The sequence below is a fragment of the Leifsonia sp. SIMBA_070 genome (genome assembly GCF_046534635.1).
Classification (GTDB): Bacteria; Actinomycetota; Actinomycetes; order Actinomycetales; family Microbacteriaceae; genus Leifsonia.
The window spans coordinates 181666-195596 of record NZ_JAWRYK010000002.1; the positions used below are offsets into that span (position 1 = coordinate 181666).

Genomic DNA, 13931 nt, shown 5'->3' on the forward strand with positions numbered 1-13931 from the left:
TCAGACTGTAGCCGCTCGCTCGGCCGGCGCCGCGTCGGCGCCCTCCGGGAGGGAGGTACGGCCAGCGGGGTAGAAGACGCCCACCACTGCGACGACGACCATCGCGGCCGCCATCCCCCAGAAGGCCCACTGGACGGCGGAGGCATAGTCGGCGCGGACCGCGTGCAGGATCTGCTCCTGGATCGCCGCGGGCAGCTTCGAGAGCGACCCGCCGTCTCCGGACGCGCCGCTGATCCGGTCGACCGCGGTCTGCGCGTCCGACGCCGAGCCGCCGAGCTTCACGAACGAGTCGGTGAGCAGGTCGGTCAGCCGCGAGGTGACGATCGTGGTGAACACCGCCAGGCCGAGCGCCCCTCCGAAGTTCTTCATCGTCTGGCTGATCGCGCTGACCTCGCCGTAGCTGGCGCCGATGGCGCGGTTCACGGCGTCCGTCGAGACCGGGCTGAACATCAGGCCGATGCCCGCTCCGGCGACCACGATCGGCCACGTCTGCTGGTTGAAGAAGGCGTGGGCGTTCAGCGAGAGGTCCGTCATGCTCGAGGCCAGCCAGCCGAAGCCGGCCGCGCCGATGATGCCGCCCAGCAGGACGACGCTGCGCGCGCCGCTCTTGTCGAACCGGACCGATCCGAGCCGGCTGGCGACCACGAAGCCGATGAAGAACTTCAGGAAGAGGAGGCCGGTCTCCCCCGCCGACAGCTGCAACGACACCTGGCCGTAGACGCTGAGGAAGAAGAACGTGCTGATGAAGGCGATCGACGCGAACAGCGTGGCGATGGTGGAGAGGGTGAAGCCGCGGTCGCGGAACGCGGCGATGCGGATCAGCGGGTGGCCGCTCCTGCGCTGCACCAGAACGAAGAGCACGAGCAGTGCAGCCCCCACGACCAGGGAGCCGATGACGGCAGGGTCGGCCCAACCCCACGGGCTGGCCTGCTGGAGGCCGAAGACGACGAGGCCCATCCCTGACGCGACGATGGCCGCCCCGAGCCAGTCGATCCGCTCGTCCCGGCGGGCTGAGGGCCGCGCGGCGACGAGCACGATCACGAAGGCGGCGACGGCGATCGGCACGTTCACCCAGAAGATCGCCCGCCAGGTCCACTGCGTCAGGTAGCCGCCCGCGATTGGGCCGATGGCCGTCATGGCTCCGGTGATGGCGAAGAAGATCGCCATCGCGCGACCGCGGCTCTCCCGGGCGAAGCCGTCGACGACGATGCCGATCGCAGCGGGGAACATGATCGCCCCGCTGACTCCCTGCAGTGCGCGGGCGGTGACCAGCCACGGCTCCGCGAGGTCCCCGGTCGGTGCGAGGCCGCAGAGCAGGGACGTGATGCCGAAGCCGGCGATGCCGACGAGCGCCATGCGCTTGTGGCCGACGACGTCGGCGACGCGTCCGCCGAGGAGGAAGAACGCGGCGGTCGTGAGCAGGTAGACGTTGACGGCCCACTGCATCCCGTCGTGGGTGAGTCCGAGGTTCTGCTGGATGCTCGGAGCGGACAGGGCGACGATCGTCTGGTCGATCGTCGTCATCGAGACGGCGAGGATGAGACCGGTCAGGGCCAGGTTGGACGATTTCATACGTTCAGACTGGCGTCGCGGGCGGAGCCGCGGCACCGGCGGGCGGGTGTCACCCGTGTCCGCCGATCGGTGGACGCGTCAGCGGATCGGGCGGTGATTGCATGCTTGACTTGTGTAATACACTGGTGCTATCTTTTGTACTACACTTATCCGATGGCACCGATCACCTGGGCGCACAGTGCAGACAGACACCATGTCCCTCATGAGGACGCCGTCCATGCGATCGTGAACGCCGTGTACTTCGTCCCGCGGCTTGACGAGGGTCGCACAGGCGGGATGGCGCCCGATCTCTACATCGGCCCAGGACGGGATGGCCGATTGCTCGAAGTGATGCTCGAGCGTGTGTCACGGACGGAGGCGACCGTGTTCCATGTGATGTTGGCGCGGACCAAGATTGTGAATGAGGCGAGACGGAGGCTGGGAAGGTGAACGGGAAGATGAGCAACGCTGACGAAGACCGCTACGCCGAAGCTGCCGCATGGGCAGAGAGCATCGAGGAGATTCCCGAGAACGCGACCGTCGTGGACGCCGCGGAAAGCCACGACGGTCGGGCGCTGATGGAGGAACTGCTCGGCTCTCCCGAAGCGGTTGAGCGCGCGATGGGGAGGCCTCGCGTCGACGGAAGCATGTCGCCGGGGCATTCCCCTGTACGGCAGGTGCGGCTGACTCGCGAACTGGACGAGCTTCTCACGGCGCGCGCAGAGGCCGAACACCGCAAGCGGAGCGAAGTGATCCGGGAAGCTCTCGACACCTATCTGAGGAGCGCGTAGTCCTCATGGCCGACCGGTGGACGCGTCAGCGGATCGGGCGGTCCGCGGTCGTGTCGGCCGTCGCCCAGTCGGGCCGCAGCCGCTCGACTCCGTCGAGGAGCAGGTCGAGGCCGGTGACGAACTCCTCGTCGTAGTCGTAGCCGGCCCGGCCGAGCTCGGCCACCACTTCGAGCAGGTGCGGGAACAGGAGGGCCAGCTCGGGCGGGATGGCCTCCTGCTTCTGCGCCGCCACCTCCCCCGATTCCTCGGCGGTCTCGAACGGCAACGTCTTCTCCTGCAGCGCGAAGCCGTAGACGTAGGCGTCGAGCGCGGACGTGACGTGCACCGTCGTCCGGAAGGAGAAGCCCGAGAGCCGGAGGCAGCCCATCATCGCGTCGTGCTGCCGGAGGTTGTGGAGGCCGGGACGCAGCCGCGCCTCCATCATCCCCACCGCCCAGCGGTGACGCAGCAACGCCTGACGGAGCGAGATCGAGCGACGCCGCATCGCCTCCCGCCAGCCGAGCTCCCGGTCGGGCGCGTCCACTTCGCTCCAGACCCTGTCGACCATCGCGTCGAGCAGCTCGTCCTTGTTGGCGACGTGCTTGTAGAGGGCCATCGGGACGACGCCCAGGCGACTCGCGAGCGCACGCATGCTGAGGCCGTCGAGCCCCTCCCGGTCGGCCAGGCCGAGCCCGGCGTCGACGACGCGGTCGACGGTCAGGGTGACGCGTTCCGTCGGCTCGCTTGACATGGTGTACAGCGTACACCTATCCTCATGCTGAGCGGGTGTACGCCGTACACCTCACCCTCGAAGGGAACACCATGGACTCCGACCGTCGCCGCTCACTCGCCGCGGGCGTGCTCTTCCTGATCACGTTCGTGACCTCCATCCCGGGCGCGCTGCTGTACGGGCCGGTGCTGAACGACCCGCACTTCGTACTCGGCGCGGGGGCGTCCGGGCCCGTGCTCGCCGGGGCGCTGCTCGAGATCGCACTCGTCATCGCCAACCTGGGCACCGCGCTGGTGCTGTACCCGGTGCTCCGGCGGACGAGCCCGGCGCTCGCCCTCGCCTACGTCGTGGCGCGGGTGATGGAGTCGACCCTGATCGCCGTCGGGATCCTCAGCCTGCTCACGGTGGTGACGCTGCGGCAGGACGGGACCCCGGCGGGCGGGACGGCAGCCGCCGCGGTCGTCGTCTCGCAGGCGCTGGTCGCGCTGCACGGCTGGACCTTCCTGCTCGGGCCGGGGTTCGTCGTCGGTCTCGGCAACGGGCTGATCCTGGGCTGGATGCTGCACCGCGCGCGCCTGCTCCCTCGCGGCTGGGCCTGGGTCGGCATCATCGGAGGCCCCCTGGTCTCGCTGTCCGGGATCGCGGTGCTGCTCGGCCTCTACGACCAGGTGTCGGCGTGGTCGGTGGTGCTGACGCTGCCCGAGGTGGTCTGGGAGCTGTTCCTCGGCGTCTACCTGACGCTGCACGGGTTCCACGCCCGCGCGCGCCAGGCGACAACGCCCGGCACAACGCCCGCCGCGCCGCCCGCCGCGGTCACGCCAGCGACGTGACGAACTCCTGAATCGAGGTCACCGTTGCGCCGCTGCGCGGGAACACCTTCTCGGTGAGGACGCGGTGCACCTCGGGGTCCGCATCCCAGCAGCCGTCGTCGAGGACCACCAGGCGGTAGTCCCGGTCCGCCGCATCCCGCACGGTGGAGAGCACGACGCCGGCTGTGGCGATGCCCGTCAGGACGAGGGTGTCGATGCCGCGCTCGGCCAGCTGGTCGGCGAGGTCGGTCGTGCCGAAGGCGCCGACCCGCCGCTTGCGCACCACGATCTCGTCCTCCGCCGGGGCGAGGCGGGCGTCGATCTGCGTGCCGGGGGCGTCCGGGTCCATGCCCGCTCCCGCGGTGGCGAACCGCGAGCTCGCGGGGACCTGCGCCACTTCGTCGGCGGTCAGAGCGACGCGGACATAGCCGACGGTGGCGCCCGCGTCCCGCGCGGCCTGGCGGGCGCGGACGAGTCCGGCCACGAAGGGGTCGGGGTCGGGGTGCCGCGACAGGATGCCCTGCTGCAGATCCATGATGAGCAGTGCGGTGCGGGCGGGGTCCAGCTGGAGATCGTTCACGTATGTAAACTATCGCGGCCGGGCTGTGCGGGAGGTCAGAGGCCGAGCGACTTCTTGATGAGCGCCTCAGCGTCCTCTGTCCCGGCGGCGCGCTCGGTCGCCTCCTGGTTGGCCTCGGTGACGGCCTTGACGACCTCGTCGCGCTGGATCCGGATGCCCCGCGGCGCGTCGATTCCGATGCGCACACCGTCGCCTCGCGCGTCGAGGATCGTCACGACGATGTCGTCGCCGATGAGCACCCGCTCCCCCGCCTTGCGCGTCAGTACCAGCATCCGCCCAGCCTATCCGCCGGGTGGGGCGTCCAGCCACAGCACCGGGAGGCCGAGCCGGTGCACGGAGTCCGGCGAGCGGGTGAGGAGGGCGCCGGTCGCGGCGACCGCATCGACGGCGAGCACCGCATCCACCGCGCGGACCCACTCGGCGGTGTCGTCGTGCTTGCGGGACACGTCGACCGCGACCCAGACCTGGTCGGGGGCGATCGAGGCGAGGTCGGCGGCGGCCTCCGCCACGTCAGCCGGGTGGGCCAAGGGGAACGCGGCGACGACCGGGATCTCGCGACGGACGCCGTCCGCCCGGGCAGCCAGCGCATCCCGGCGGTCGGCGACGCGCTGCACTTCGGCGCCGGCGTCGGCGGAGGCCGCGAGCACGACGGCCGCCTCGTGCGCCTCGCCGCCGAGCCCCACCACGAGCGTCAGGTCGCCGCGACCGCGGAGGCGCGCCGGGGGCGGCCCGGCCTCCGCGACCCTGTCCCCGGGAGCCGCGTCCCGCTCCTCCGACCCGCCGAGTTGCGACATGAACTCACCACTCGGCGGGAATTCGAGCAACGACTCACCACTCGACGGCGCACGTGGAGTCGCGGGCGGGTCCACCGCGCGGACGAGGTCGTCGAGCACCGCCTGGAACGCCAGCGACGACGTGGAGACCGCGGGCAGGATCTCGTCGTCGCCTTCGCCGACCCACTCAGGCCGCGATCGACTCCGCACCGCGCACCACCCCCACCGTCTCGATCGCGGCCTGGACGGCCGTCACCTCCTGGTACGACAGCACCGCGAGCCCCGCGATCTGGCCTGCCACCAGCCGCCGGATCGCCGGGCGCAGCGCCGGCGCGCACACCAGCGCCGCCGACACCCCGGCGTCGTCGAGTCGCCCGGCGGTGTCGCGGAGGGACGCGAGCACACCCTCCAGCCGCACCGGGTCCAGCACGATCTGGGTCCCGGCCTCGGACGGCCGGAGGCCCTCCAGCATCGCCTGCTCCAGGCCCGGGTCGATCATGATGACCCGCAGCGTCCCGTTGTCGATGTGCGGAGCGACCACCGCGGGACCGAGGGCCGCGCGCGCCGCCTCCACGAGTCCTTCTGGATCGTTCGACACCTTCGCCCGCAGGGTCAGCGCCTCGAGGATGCGCGGCAGGTCGTTGATCGGCACCTGCTCCGCCAGCATGCCCTGCAGCACCCGCTGCACCTCGGCGAGCGACAGCAGCGCCGGGATGAGCTCCTCCACCGCGGGCGGGTTCACCTGCTTGACGCCCTCGGTCAGCAGGCGCACATCCTCCCGCGTCAGCAGCCGGGCGGCGTTCGCCGTGATGATCGACGACAGGTGCGTGATGAGCACCGAGACCCGGTCGATCACCGTGGCGCCGCCCAGCTCGGCGCTGTGCCGCATCTCGGACGGGATCCACTTCGCCGGGAGGCCGAACACCGGCTCCACGGTCGGCGTTCCGGGCAGGTTGTCGAGGGCGTCCCCGAGCGCGAGCACCCGGCCCGACGGCGCCTGGCCGCGCCCCGCCTCCACACCGGCGATCTTGATGACGTAGGTGGAGGGCGGCAGCTCGGCGCTGTCGCGCGTCCGCACCGGCGGCACGATCACGCCCAGCTCGAGCGCGATCTTCCGCCGCAGCGCGCGCACCCGGGCGAGCAGGTCGTCGGAGGCTCCGCTGACGATGTCGACGAGGTCGGGCGCGAGCGTGATCTCGAGGGCGTGGACGCGCATCTGCTCGATGAGGTCCTCGGTCGTCTCGGTCTTCGTCGCGGTGGCGACCGCGTTCTGCGCCGCCTGCGCCTTCTTCGCCGCGTTCTGCGCGGTCTTGATCCGCTGCGAAGCGAAGATCAGGAACGCGCCGACGAGCACGAACGGGATGGGCGGCATGCCCGGGATGAGCGCCATCACGATCGCAGCGCATCCCGCGATCATCAGCGCGTTGCGCGACTGGCTCAGCTGGTTGTGAGCCGTCGTCCCCATCTCGGATTCGGCGTTCGAGCGGGTGACGATCATGCCGGTCGAGACGGCCATGAGAAGGGCCGGGATCTGCGACACCAGGCCGTCGCCGATCGTCAGGAGGGTGTACGAGTTGACCGCGTCGCCGAGTTCCATGCCGCGCTGAATCATCCCGATCGCGATGCCACCCACCACGTTGATGATGATGATCAGGATGCCGGCGATCGCGTCGCCCTTGACGAACTTCGAAGCGCCGTCCATCGCGCCGTAGAAGTCGGCCTCGGCCGAGACTTCCGCGCGCCGGGCACGGGCCTGCTCCTCGGTGATGAGTCCGGCGTTCAGGTCCGCGTCGATCGCCATCTGCTTGCCCGGCATCGCGTCGAGGGTGAACCGCGCGCCCACCTCGGCGACGCGCTCCGCGCCCTTGGTGACCACGATGAACTGGATGACGACCAGGATGAGGAACACCACAGCGCCGATGATGATCGACCCGCCCACGGCGACGTGCCCGAACGCCTGGATGACCTGGCCGGCGAACCCGTCGCCCAGCACCAGCCGGGTGGAGGCCACGTTGAGCCCCAGCCGGAACAGCGTCGCGACCAGCAGCAGCGACGGGAACACCGAGAAGTCGAGGGGCTTCTTGACGAACATCGTGGTGAGCAGGATGACCAGCGCCAGCATGATGTTGACGATGATGAGCAGGTCGAGCATCCACGACGGCACCGGCACGACCAGCAGCATGATGATGCCGACCACACCGATCGGAACCGCGAGCTTCGCGGCCAGTCCCTTGTTCTGCTTCATGACAGCCCTCCCTGCAGCTGAGGTCGCATCGTGTGCACGCCGGCCGAGGACCCGCGCTGCTTCAGCGACATGACGAAGGCCAGCACGCGCGCGACCGCGTTGTAGAGGTCGACCGGGATCTCGTCGCCGATCTGGCACCCGGCGTGCAGCGCCCGCGCCAGCGGGATGTCCTTCACGATGGGCACGCGTTCCTCCTCGGCCTTCTCACGGATGCGCAGCGCGATCGCGCCTGCGCCCTTCGCCACGACCCGGGGAGCGGACTTCCCCGGCTCGTACTTCACGGCGACCGCGATGTGCGTCGGGTTCACGAGCACCACATCCGCCCCTCCGATCGCGGCGATCATGCGATTGCGGCTCATCGCCAGCTGGCGGGAGCGCCGGTGCGACCGGACCAGCGGGTCGCCCTCGCTGTTCTTGTTCTCGTCGCGGAGCTCCTGCTTGCTCATGCGCGTGTGCTTGCGGTTGCGGCGCATGACGACCAGCACATCCAGACCCGCAAGCACCAGGCCGGCACCGACGGCGGCCTGCAGCAGACCCGCGGTCCCGCCCGAAGCGGCCGACAGCAGCGACGTCAGCGGCATCGCCCCGGAAGTCAGCAGCACCGGCATGAGCCCCTGCACGACGAGGAACAGCCCGATCGCCACGACCGCCGACTTCAGGAGGGTCTTGGCCCCCTCCCACAGGGCGCGCATCCCGAACACCCGGCCGATGCCCTGCACGATGTTGAACTGCTCGTACTTGCCCTCGAGCTTCTTGAAGTGGATGCCGCCCTGCACCGCCGCCGCGCCCACCACGGCGAGCGCACCCACCGCGAGAAGCGGCCCGATCGTCGCCATGATGCTGCCGAGGCCCTGTCCGAGGGCGGCGACGGCTTTCGCCGGGTCGGGGCTCTCGATGACGGAGCGGACGGAGAACAGCTGGTCGATCGCCGCGGTGGTCCCGCTCTGCAGCGTGAACGGCAGCATCACCGCCGCAGCACCGACGCCGACCCAGGCGGTCAGGTCCGAGGACTTGGAGAGCTTGCCCTTCGACCGGGCCTCCTTCATCCGCTTGTCGGTCGCCTTCTCGGTGCGTTCCTGCGCGTCGCTCATCCGCCCACCCCCAGCATGATCTTCACCGCGGTGTCGGTCAGGCCGGAGACGACCCCGGGGAGCGCGACGAAGACGATCGCCGAGAGGACGACCGTCAGCATGATCTTCAGCGGGAACCCGAGCGAGAAAGCGTTCAGCGCGGGCGCGACGCGGGTCAGGAGGCCGAGGCCGACATCCGCGAGGAACAGCACGACGATCAGCGGACCGGCGATCTGCAGCGCAGCCAGGAACATCTGGGTGACCCCGGAGACCATCTCCTTGACCGGGTCGGCGAGATCGAGACCGGCCGCGAGGGGGATGGCGTCGAACGTCCGCACCAGCCCGCCGATGATGAGCTGGTAGCCGCCCGACGCGAAGAGAAGCGCGAGGGCGGTCAGCTGGAACATCCGGGTGAACTGCGCGCCGTTGATCATCGACTGCGGGTCGAACGCCTGCGCCAGCTGGAAGCCGCCGAACAGGTCGATGAGGCTGCCGGCCGACTGGATGGCCGCGAAGACCAGGAAGACGAGGAACCCGAGCGTGGCGCCGACTGCGAGCTCCCGCACCATGGCGAGCAGGAACGCGCCCGTGTCGCCTGAGTGGTAGCCGGCGCCGACCCGCGGCGCGACGGCGATCGCGAGCCCGATCGCGAGCATCCCCTTCACCTGCGCCGGGAAGCCGTTGTACGAGAACGGGGGCGCGATGACCAGGAAGGCCACCATCCGGAGGGAGGCCAGCGCGACCGCCTCGATCGCCGCGAGGTCGATGGGGATGTTCATCAGCCGCCGCCCAGCAGTTGCGGGAGCTTGTCGAACAGGACGTGCGTGAAGGTGACCAGCTCGGAGATCATCCACTGGCCGCAGATGATGAGCGCGACGGCGACGGCCGCGGCCTTCGGCACGAACGACAGCGTCACCTCCTGGATCTGGGTGATCGACTGCACGAGCGAGATCGCGAACCCCACGACCAGCGCGGTGATCACGATCGGCGCCGCCAGCTTGGCGGTCACCAGGAGTCCCTGCATGGCGATGTCGAGAACAGCGTTCGGGTTCATCCGCCACCTCGATAGCTCGTGATGAGGCTCGTGATGATGAGCCCCCACCCGTCGACCAGCACGAACAGGAGGATCTTGAACGGCAGCGAGATCATCACCGGCGGGAGCATCATCATGCCCATCGACATCAGCGCCGCCGAGACGACCATGTCGATCACCAGGAACGGCACGAAGATGACGAAGCCGATGATGAACGCGGCGCGCAGTTCGGAGATCATGAACGCCGGGATGAGCGTCAGCAGCGGGACGGAGCTCATGTTCGCGGGATTCGGGCGACCCGCCGCGCGGGTCATCAGCGCGATGTCCTCCTCGCGCGTGTGCGCCGCCATGAAGTGACGGAGCGGAGCCTCCGCGGCGTGCGTCGCGGCGGTGAAGTCGATGTGACCCGCGAGGTAGGGCTGAACGGCAGTCGTGTTGATGTCGACGAGCACCGGGCTCATGATGAACAGGCTCAGGAACAGCGCGAGCCCGGCGAGCACCTGGTTCGGTGGGATGGACGGCAGCGCGAGCGCGTTCCGCGTGATGGCCAGCACGACGAAGATCTTCGTGAACGACGACATCATCAGCAGCAGCGCCGGCGCGACCGAGAGCACGGTGATGCCGATCAGGGTGAGGATGGCGGCGCTCGGGGTCCCGTTCGGGCCATTGATGTCGAGGGTGATGCCGGAGCCGCCGGCGCCGCCGTCCGGCCCGGACGGACCGCTCGGGGTCGGGACCGGTGTCGGCACGGCGTGCGCGGCGTTCGCGCCCAGCAGCACGATCGCGGCGGCCACCAGCGCGACCAGCAGGCCGGCCAGCGCGAGGCGGGGCAGCCGCCCGGCGCGCGCCGTCACTTCCTGGGCCGCACCGCCGAACTCGCCTGACGCCACGTTGCCGGGGACAGGATCGAGCCTTTGAGTGCCTCGTCGAAGAGCGAGGCGCGTCCCTGCGCCGTGAGGAAGTCGGCATCCTGCCTGGAGGTGGTGCTGGTGCTGCTTGTGGTGCTGTCGCTGCTCGTGCTCATCGCCGGTGTGGCGTCGGCGGTGCCGGTCGCGGCCTCCGCCTGGCGGACGGGCTTGAGCGGGGTGACGTCCGCATCCTGCGGGCGGTCGGCGGTGTGGAGCACGGAGACCTGGCGCTCGGTGACGCCGAGCACGAACCGGTTGCCGTCCACATCCACGACGACGACCGACGCCTTGGCCCCGATCCCCTGCCGCCCGACGACGGTCACCGCGTTGCCGCGACGGCCCCGGGCCGAGTTGCGCCCCTTCGTCACGCGGCGCTGCACGAACCACAGCAGCGCCACGATCACGCCGAGCACGACGAGCACGCGCAGGGCGATGAACAGGGTCTCCACGTCCCGCACTATCGGCCGCCGTGCCGCCCCCGTTAGCCCGTCCGCCAGGCGAAGGCACGCACGGCGCGCCGTCATGTTCGCCGGGGGCTCGCGTCGTATACAGGTGACGGTGCTCGCCGACGGCAGGACCGCTCCATCGACGAACATCCCCGGGGGACAGCTGTGACCGATGCCGACGATTCCGCGCCGCCGACCGCTCCTGGAACGGAGCCCCCGGCGCCCGAAGCCGACGCGCCGACCCGGCCGGGACGCGGCCGCCTCTGGGTGACGGTCACCGCCTTCGTCGTCCTCGCAACGGGTGCAGGCATCGGCGCCGGTCTCGCCTGGGAGGCGCTCGCCGTGGAGAGCACGTCGTCCGCCGCGAAGGAGCTGGCGACCGCCTCCCAGAAGCTGTCCGACGCCACCGATGCTCGCGGTGTCGCGCTCGACAAGGCGCACGCGTCGGTGTCCTCGCTGGACGAGTTCCTGAAGCATCCGCGGCCCGACTACCTCGACGAGGCCACCGCGAAGGCGCTCACCGACGCCGAGACGCAGCTTGCGAAGGACAGCGACAAGCTCGCGCAGGCGCGGTTCGTCGCCCCGCACCTTCCGGCGGCGAGCGCCGACCTCCTGCCCTGGACGGTCCTCGCCGACGTGCAGCACAAACTGGCGCTCGCCCGGGAGGAGAACACCCTCCGGCGGACGCGCGCCGCCGACCAGAAGCGACTCGACACCGCGCAGAAGGCCCTCGATAGGAGCTTCGCGGCCGTGTCCAACCAGCTCACGGCGCACGGCGAGCAGGTCCTGTCGGCGGCCGACTCCGCCACCTACGCGAGCAGGATCGTCCTCCGGCACGCCATCGACGACAGCACCTCCGATGCGAAGGACCTCGAGTCGAACGGCACCGGCCTCCTCCAGATCGAGACGGCGGTCGACGGCGTCAACGCCGCCCAGGCCGCGGGCGAGGCCGCGAAGCAGGACCCGGCCTACCCGGTCCGCGCGCAGATCGAGCAGTACGCGCGGTCGATCGCCCACGGCGTCAACCTGGACTTCGAGTGGCACAAGGAGGTCAGCGGGCTGGGCGACGGCTGGTACTCGGGCACGACCCAGTACCACGAGGACGACGGCGGATGGGCGACCATCGACCTCAACTTCAGCATCCAGGGCGGCTGGAGCGACGGCGACGTGGATGCGAAAGCCCTCGTCACGCACGAAGTCGGGCACTCGCAGGTGGTGCGCCCGGCGTGCAGGGCACTCTTCGACGGGCCCGCGTTCCGCGACGACGACGAGATGTGGGCGACCGCCTGGGCCATCTCGATGGGGTTCGACACCGGGGGCTCCGGCATCGAGGCGTACGGACGCCCGACCGACCAGCAGATCGCGGTCGCCGGGCAGTGCCGCTGACTCAGTCCAGGTCTTCGGCGGCGTCGAGGATCTTGGTGATCCGCACCGCGTAGTCCTGGTCGACAACGACGATCTCGCCGTGGGCGATGAGGCGGCCGTTGAGCAGCACGTCGGCGGGCGAACCCGCCGAGCGGTCCAACTCGATCACTGCGCCCGGCTCCATCGCGAGCACGTCGCGCACGGCCATCCGGGTGCGGCCGATCTCGACCGTGAGCGCCATCTCCACGTTGCTGATGCGCGCCAGCTTGCCGCCGAGAGCACCGCCTCCCGAACGTTCTGCGACGGAGGCGCGGCCGCGGACCGCGAACCAGCCCGCCACACCGGCCGGGCCGGTCAGGGCGAAGACCGTGGTCGACGGGTCGGTGAACAGCTCCGCGGCATCCTGCACCCGCGCGTCATCCAGCACGCCGGCGCCGAGCGTGTCGCTCGCCGCCTCCAGGGCCGGCTGCAGCACGTCCTGCAGGGAGACGACCGGCGAACCGTCGGCCCCCTCGTCCACCAGTTGCGGAGCCTCCAGCAGCACGACGGCCAGGTCGGCCGAGACGGCGCCGACGAACGTCGCGACGACCGCCTGCGCGCCGGCCGCCACCTCCGACCCCTGGCCGAGCAGCGGGGTGAGCGGGGCGCCGGTCGGCAGCACGCGGGCGAGCGCCTCCGCGGCGGCCTGGGCCTGGCCGAGGGAGAGTCCGGCGTTGGCGATGCTGGTCATGCTCATGGTTCAGTCCTCTGTGTCGATGATCACGCAGGCGAGACGCGAGCCGCTCGAACCGACGCCGGCCGTGGCGATGGTCTGTCCGCCGACGGTCAGGTCGAAGGGTCGGTGCTGCGGATGGGGGATCGGAAGCAGGTCGCCCACCGAGAGGCCGAGCACGACGCTCGGGCGGACGGTGGCGGGGGTGAGCCGCAGGGAGACCTCCACAGGGACGCGCGAGAGCTGCGCATCCACCAGCTCCCTGGCGTTCTCGGTGCTGTGCGTCGGATTGGTCTCGCCGAGCTGCGGGAGTAGGGCGACCGCCGGCAGCGCGACGGTCGCGCGGGCGGTGTTCTCGCCGACGCGGAGCTCGAACCCGGCGACGATCATCAGCTCGGAGGTCGCCGCCGCCTGCGCGAACTGCGAGTTGTACTGGATGGCGTCGACGCCGATCGGCGTGACCAGGAGGCCCCCGAGCGAATAGCGGAGGTCCTCAAGCGCGTCATCCATCAGCCGCCGGACGAGGGCGTGCTCGATCTGCGTGAAAGTGCGCTCGTGGTCGACCGGCGTCCCCTGGCCGCCCAGCATGGCGTTCACCCACGACAGCGCGGCGACGGTCGGGAACTGGATGACGGCCTTCGGGGCGACGTGCTCCAGCTCGCACAGCACCATGGCGGTGGTCGCCGGAAGCGACGCGGCGTACTCGTCGTAGGTCTGCATCTGCACGGAGTCGCACTCCACCTGGCTGAGCACGCGGACCTTGGCGGTCAGCTGCGTCCCCCACTGGCGGGCGAACGTCTCGAACGCCAGCTCGAGCACGCGCGAGTGCTCGCGCGCGAGCGTCGTCGGCCGCCGGAAGTCGTAGACCGGCGCCTCGGGGGCGTCCGGTGCCGGGGCCTGCAGAGTCGTCACGGAGGCGACTATCGGCCGGGGCGCGGC

General features: G+C 70.5%; 17 protein-coding genes. 4 read left to right on the forward strand and 13 right to left on the reverse strand.

Going from position 1 to position 13931, the window contains the following annotated elements; all coding sequences use genetic code 11:
- Positions 1-1572, reverse strand: a complete 1572-nt coding sequence (locus SB754_RS16540; RefSeq protein ID WP_410783510.1) for an MFS transporter — start codon at positions 1570-1572, stop codon at positions 1-3.
- A gap of 153 nt (positions 1573-1725) precedes the next feature.
- On the opposite strand from SB754_RS16540, the gene SB754_RS16545 reads away from it, so the two are divergent.
- On the forward strand, positions 1726-2001 hold the full coding sequence (locus tag SB754_RS16545) for a hypothetical protein (protein WP_410783511.1): 276 nt from the start codon (positions 1726-1728) through the stop codon (positions 1999-2001).
- 8 nt (positions 2002-2009) lie between these two features.
- Positions 2010-2342, forward strand: coding sequence for a ribbon-helix-helix domain-containing protein (locus SB754_RS16550; protein ID WP_410783512.1), 333 nt, complete (start codon positions 2010-2012; stop codon positions 2340-2342).
- A 25-nt stretch (positions 2343-2367) separates the two neighbouring features.
- Here the strand turns inward: SB754_RS16550 and SB754_RS16555 are convergent, their stop codons facing one another.
- Entirely contained in the window at positions 2368-3072 is a 705-nt protein-coding gene (locus tag SB754_RS16555) for a TetR/AcrR family transcriptional regulator C-terminal domain-containing protein (protein ID WP_410783513.1), read from the reverse strand.
- 35 nt (positions 3073-3107) lie between these two features.
- On the opposite strand from SB754_RS16555, the gene SB754_RS16560 reads away from it, so the two are divergent.
- Positions 3108-3881: a DUF4386 domain-containing protein gene (locus SB754_RS16560; RefSeq protein ID WP_410783514.1), complete on the forward strand. Its 774-nt coding sequence runs from the start codon at positions 3108-3110 to the stop codon at positions 3879-3881.
- On the opposite strand, the gene SB754_RS16565 is transcribed toward SB754_RS16560, so the two are convergent.
- Genes SB754_RS16565 through fliO form a run of 9 tightly spaced genes read right to left on the reverse strand, consistent with a single transcriptional unit; the run spans position 3865 to position 10918 of the window.
- Positions 3865-4440, reverse strand: a complete 576-nt coding sequence (locus tag SB754_RS16565) for an isochorismatase family cysteine hydrolase (protein WP_410783515.1) — start codon at positions 4438-4440, stop codon at positions 3865-3867. The two genes, SB754_RS16560 and SB754_RS16565, sit on opposite strands and share 17 nt — an antisense overlap.
- Before the next feature lie 35 nt (positions 4441-4475).
- Positions 4476-4712: a carbon storage regulator CsrA gene (csrA, locus tag SB754_RS16570; protein WP_410783516.1), complete on the reverse strand. Its 237-nt coding sequence runs from the start codon at positions 4710-4712 to the stop codon at positions 4476-4478.
- A gap of 9 nt (positions 4713-4721) precedes the next feature.
- Entirely contained in the window at positions 4722-5423 is a 702-nt protein-coding gene (locus SB754_RS16575) for a hypothetical protein (RefSeq protein ID WP_410783517.1), read from the reverse strand.
- Positions 5401-7458 (reverse strand): flagellar biosynthesis protein FlhA, encoded by a 2058-nt coding sequence (locus tag SB754_RS16580; protein ID WP_410783518.1) that lies wholly within the window; start codon positions 7456-7458, stop codon positions 5401-5403. Before SB754_RS16580 ends, SB754_RS16575 begins: the two co-directional genes overlap by 23 nt.
- The gene (locus SB754_RS16585) at positions 7455-8549 is read right to left on the reverse strand and encodes a flagellar biosynthesis protein FlhB (protein ID WP_410783519.1); all 1095 of its coding nucleotides are present in this window, start codon (positions 8547-8549) and stop codon (positions 7455-7457) included. Before SB754_RS16585 ends, SB754_RS16580 begins: the two co-directional genes overlap by 4 nt.
- Positions 8546-9307 (reverse strand): flagellar biosynthetic protein FliR, encoded by a 762-nt coding sequence (locus tag SB754_RS16590; RefSeq protein ID WP_410783520.1) that lies wholly within the window; start codon positions 9305-9307, stop codon positions 8546-8548. Before SB754_RS16590 ends, SB754_RS16585 begins: the two co-directional genes overlap by 4 nt.
- Positions 9307-9582 carry a flagellar biosynthesis protein FliQ gene (gene fliQ, locus SB754_RS16595; protein WP_410783521.1) on the reverse strand — a complete coding sequence of 92 codons (276 nt, stop codon included), beginning with the start codon at positions 9580-9582 and terminating at the stop codon, positions 9307-9309. Before fliQ ends, SB754_RS16590 begins: the two co-directional genes overlap by 1 nt.
- On the reverse strand, positions 9579-10451 hold the full coding sequence (fliP, locus tag SB754_RS16600; RefSeq protein ID WP_410783522.1) for a flagellar type III secretion system pore protein FliP: 873 nt from the start codon (positions 10449-10451) through the stop codon (positions 9579-9581). The genes fliQ and fliP overlap by 4 nt, the downstream gene beginning before the upstream one ends.
- Complete coding sequence (gene fliO / locus SB754_RS16605) at positions 10412-10918, reverse strand: flagellar biosynthetic protein FliO (protein WP_410783523.1); 507 nt, start codon at positions 10916-10918, stop codon at positions 10412-10414. Before fliO ends, fliP begins: the two co-directional genes overlap by 40 nt.
- A 162-nt stretch (positions 10919-11080) precedes the next feature.
- On the opposite strand from fliO, the gene SB754_RS16610 reads away from it, so the two are divergent.
- Positions 11081-12301 (forward strand): hypothetical protein, encoded by a 1221-nt coding sequence (locus SB754_RS16610; RefSeq protein WP_410783524.1) that lies wholly within the window; start codon positions 11081-11083, stop codon positions 12299-12301.
- 1 nt (position 12302) lies between these two features.
- On the opposite strand, the gene fliN is transcribed toward SB754_RS16610, so the two are convergent.
- Entirely contained in the window at positions 12303-13016 is a 714-nt protein-coding gene (fliN, locus tag SB754_RS16615) for a flagellar motor switch protein FliN (RefSeq protein ID WP_410783525.1), read from the reverse strand.
- A gap of 3 nt (positions 13017-13019) precedes the next feature.
- Positions 13020-13904 (reverse strand): flagellar motor switch protein FliM, encoded by an 885-nt coding sequence (locus SB754_RS16620; RefSeq protein ID WP_410783526.1) that lies wholly within the window; start codon positions 13902-13904, stop codon positions 13020-13022.
- Positions 13905-13931: the final 27 nt, after the last annotated feature.

Coding starts and splice junctions, on each gene's coding strand:
- SB754_RS16540 (WP_410783510.1), bottom strand. CDS start 1,572: ATGAAATCGTCCAACCTGGCCCTGACCGGTCTCATCCTCGCCGTCTCG.
- SB754_RS16545 (WP_410783511.1), top strand. CDS start 1,726: ATGGCACCGATCACCTGGGCGCACAGTGCAGACAGACACCATGTCCCT.
- SB754_RS16550 (WP_410783512.1), top strand. CDS start 2,010: ATGAGCAACGCTGACGAAGACCGCTACGCCGAAGCTGCCGCATGGGCA.
- SB754_RS16555 (WP_410783513.1), bottom strand. CDS start 3,072: ATGTCAAGCGAGCCGACGGAACGCGTCACCCTGACCGTCGACCGCGTC.
- csrA (WP_410783516.1), bottom strand. CDS start 4,712: ATGCTGGTACTGACGCGCAAGGCGGGGGAGCGGGTGCTCATCGGCGAC.
- SB754_RS16580 (WP_410783518.1), bottom strand. CDS start 7,458: ATGAAGCAGAACAAGGGACTGGCCGCGAAGCTCGCGGTTCCGATCGGT.
- SB754_RS16585 (WP_410783519.1), bottom strand. CDS start 8,549: ATGAGCGACGCGCAGGAACGCACCGAGAAGGCGACCGACAAGCGGATG.
- SB754_RS16590 (WP_410783520.1), bottom strand. CDS start 9,307: ATGAACATCCCCATCGACCTCGCGGCGATCGAGGCGGTCGCGCTGGCC.
- fliQ (WP_410783521.1), bottom strand. CDS start 9,582: ATGAACCCGAACGCTGTTCTCGACATCGCCATGCAGGGACTCCTGGTG.
- fliN (WP_410783525.1), bottom strand. CDS start 13,016: ATGAGCATGACCAGCATCGCCAACGCCGGACTCTCCCTCGGCCAGGCC.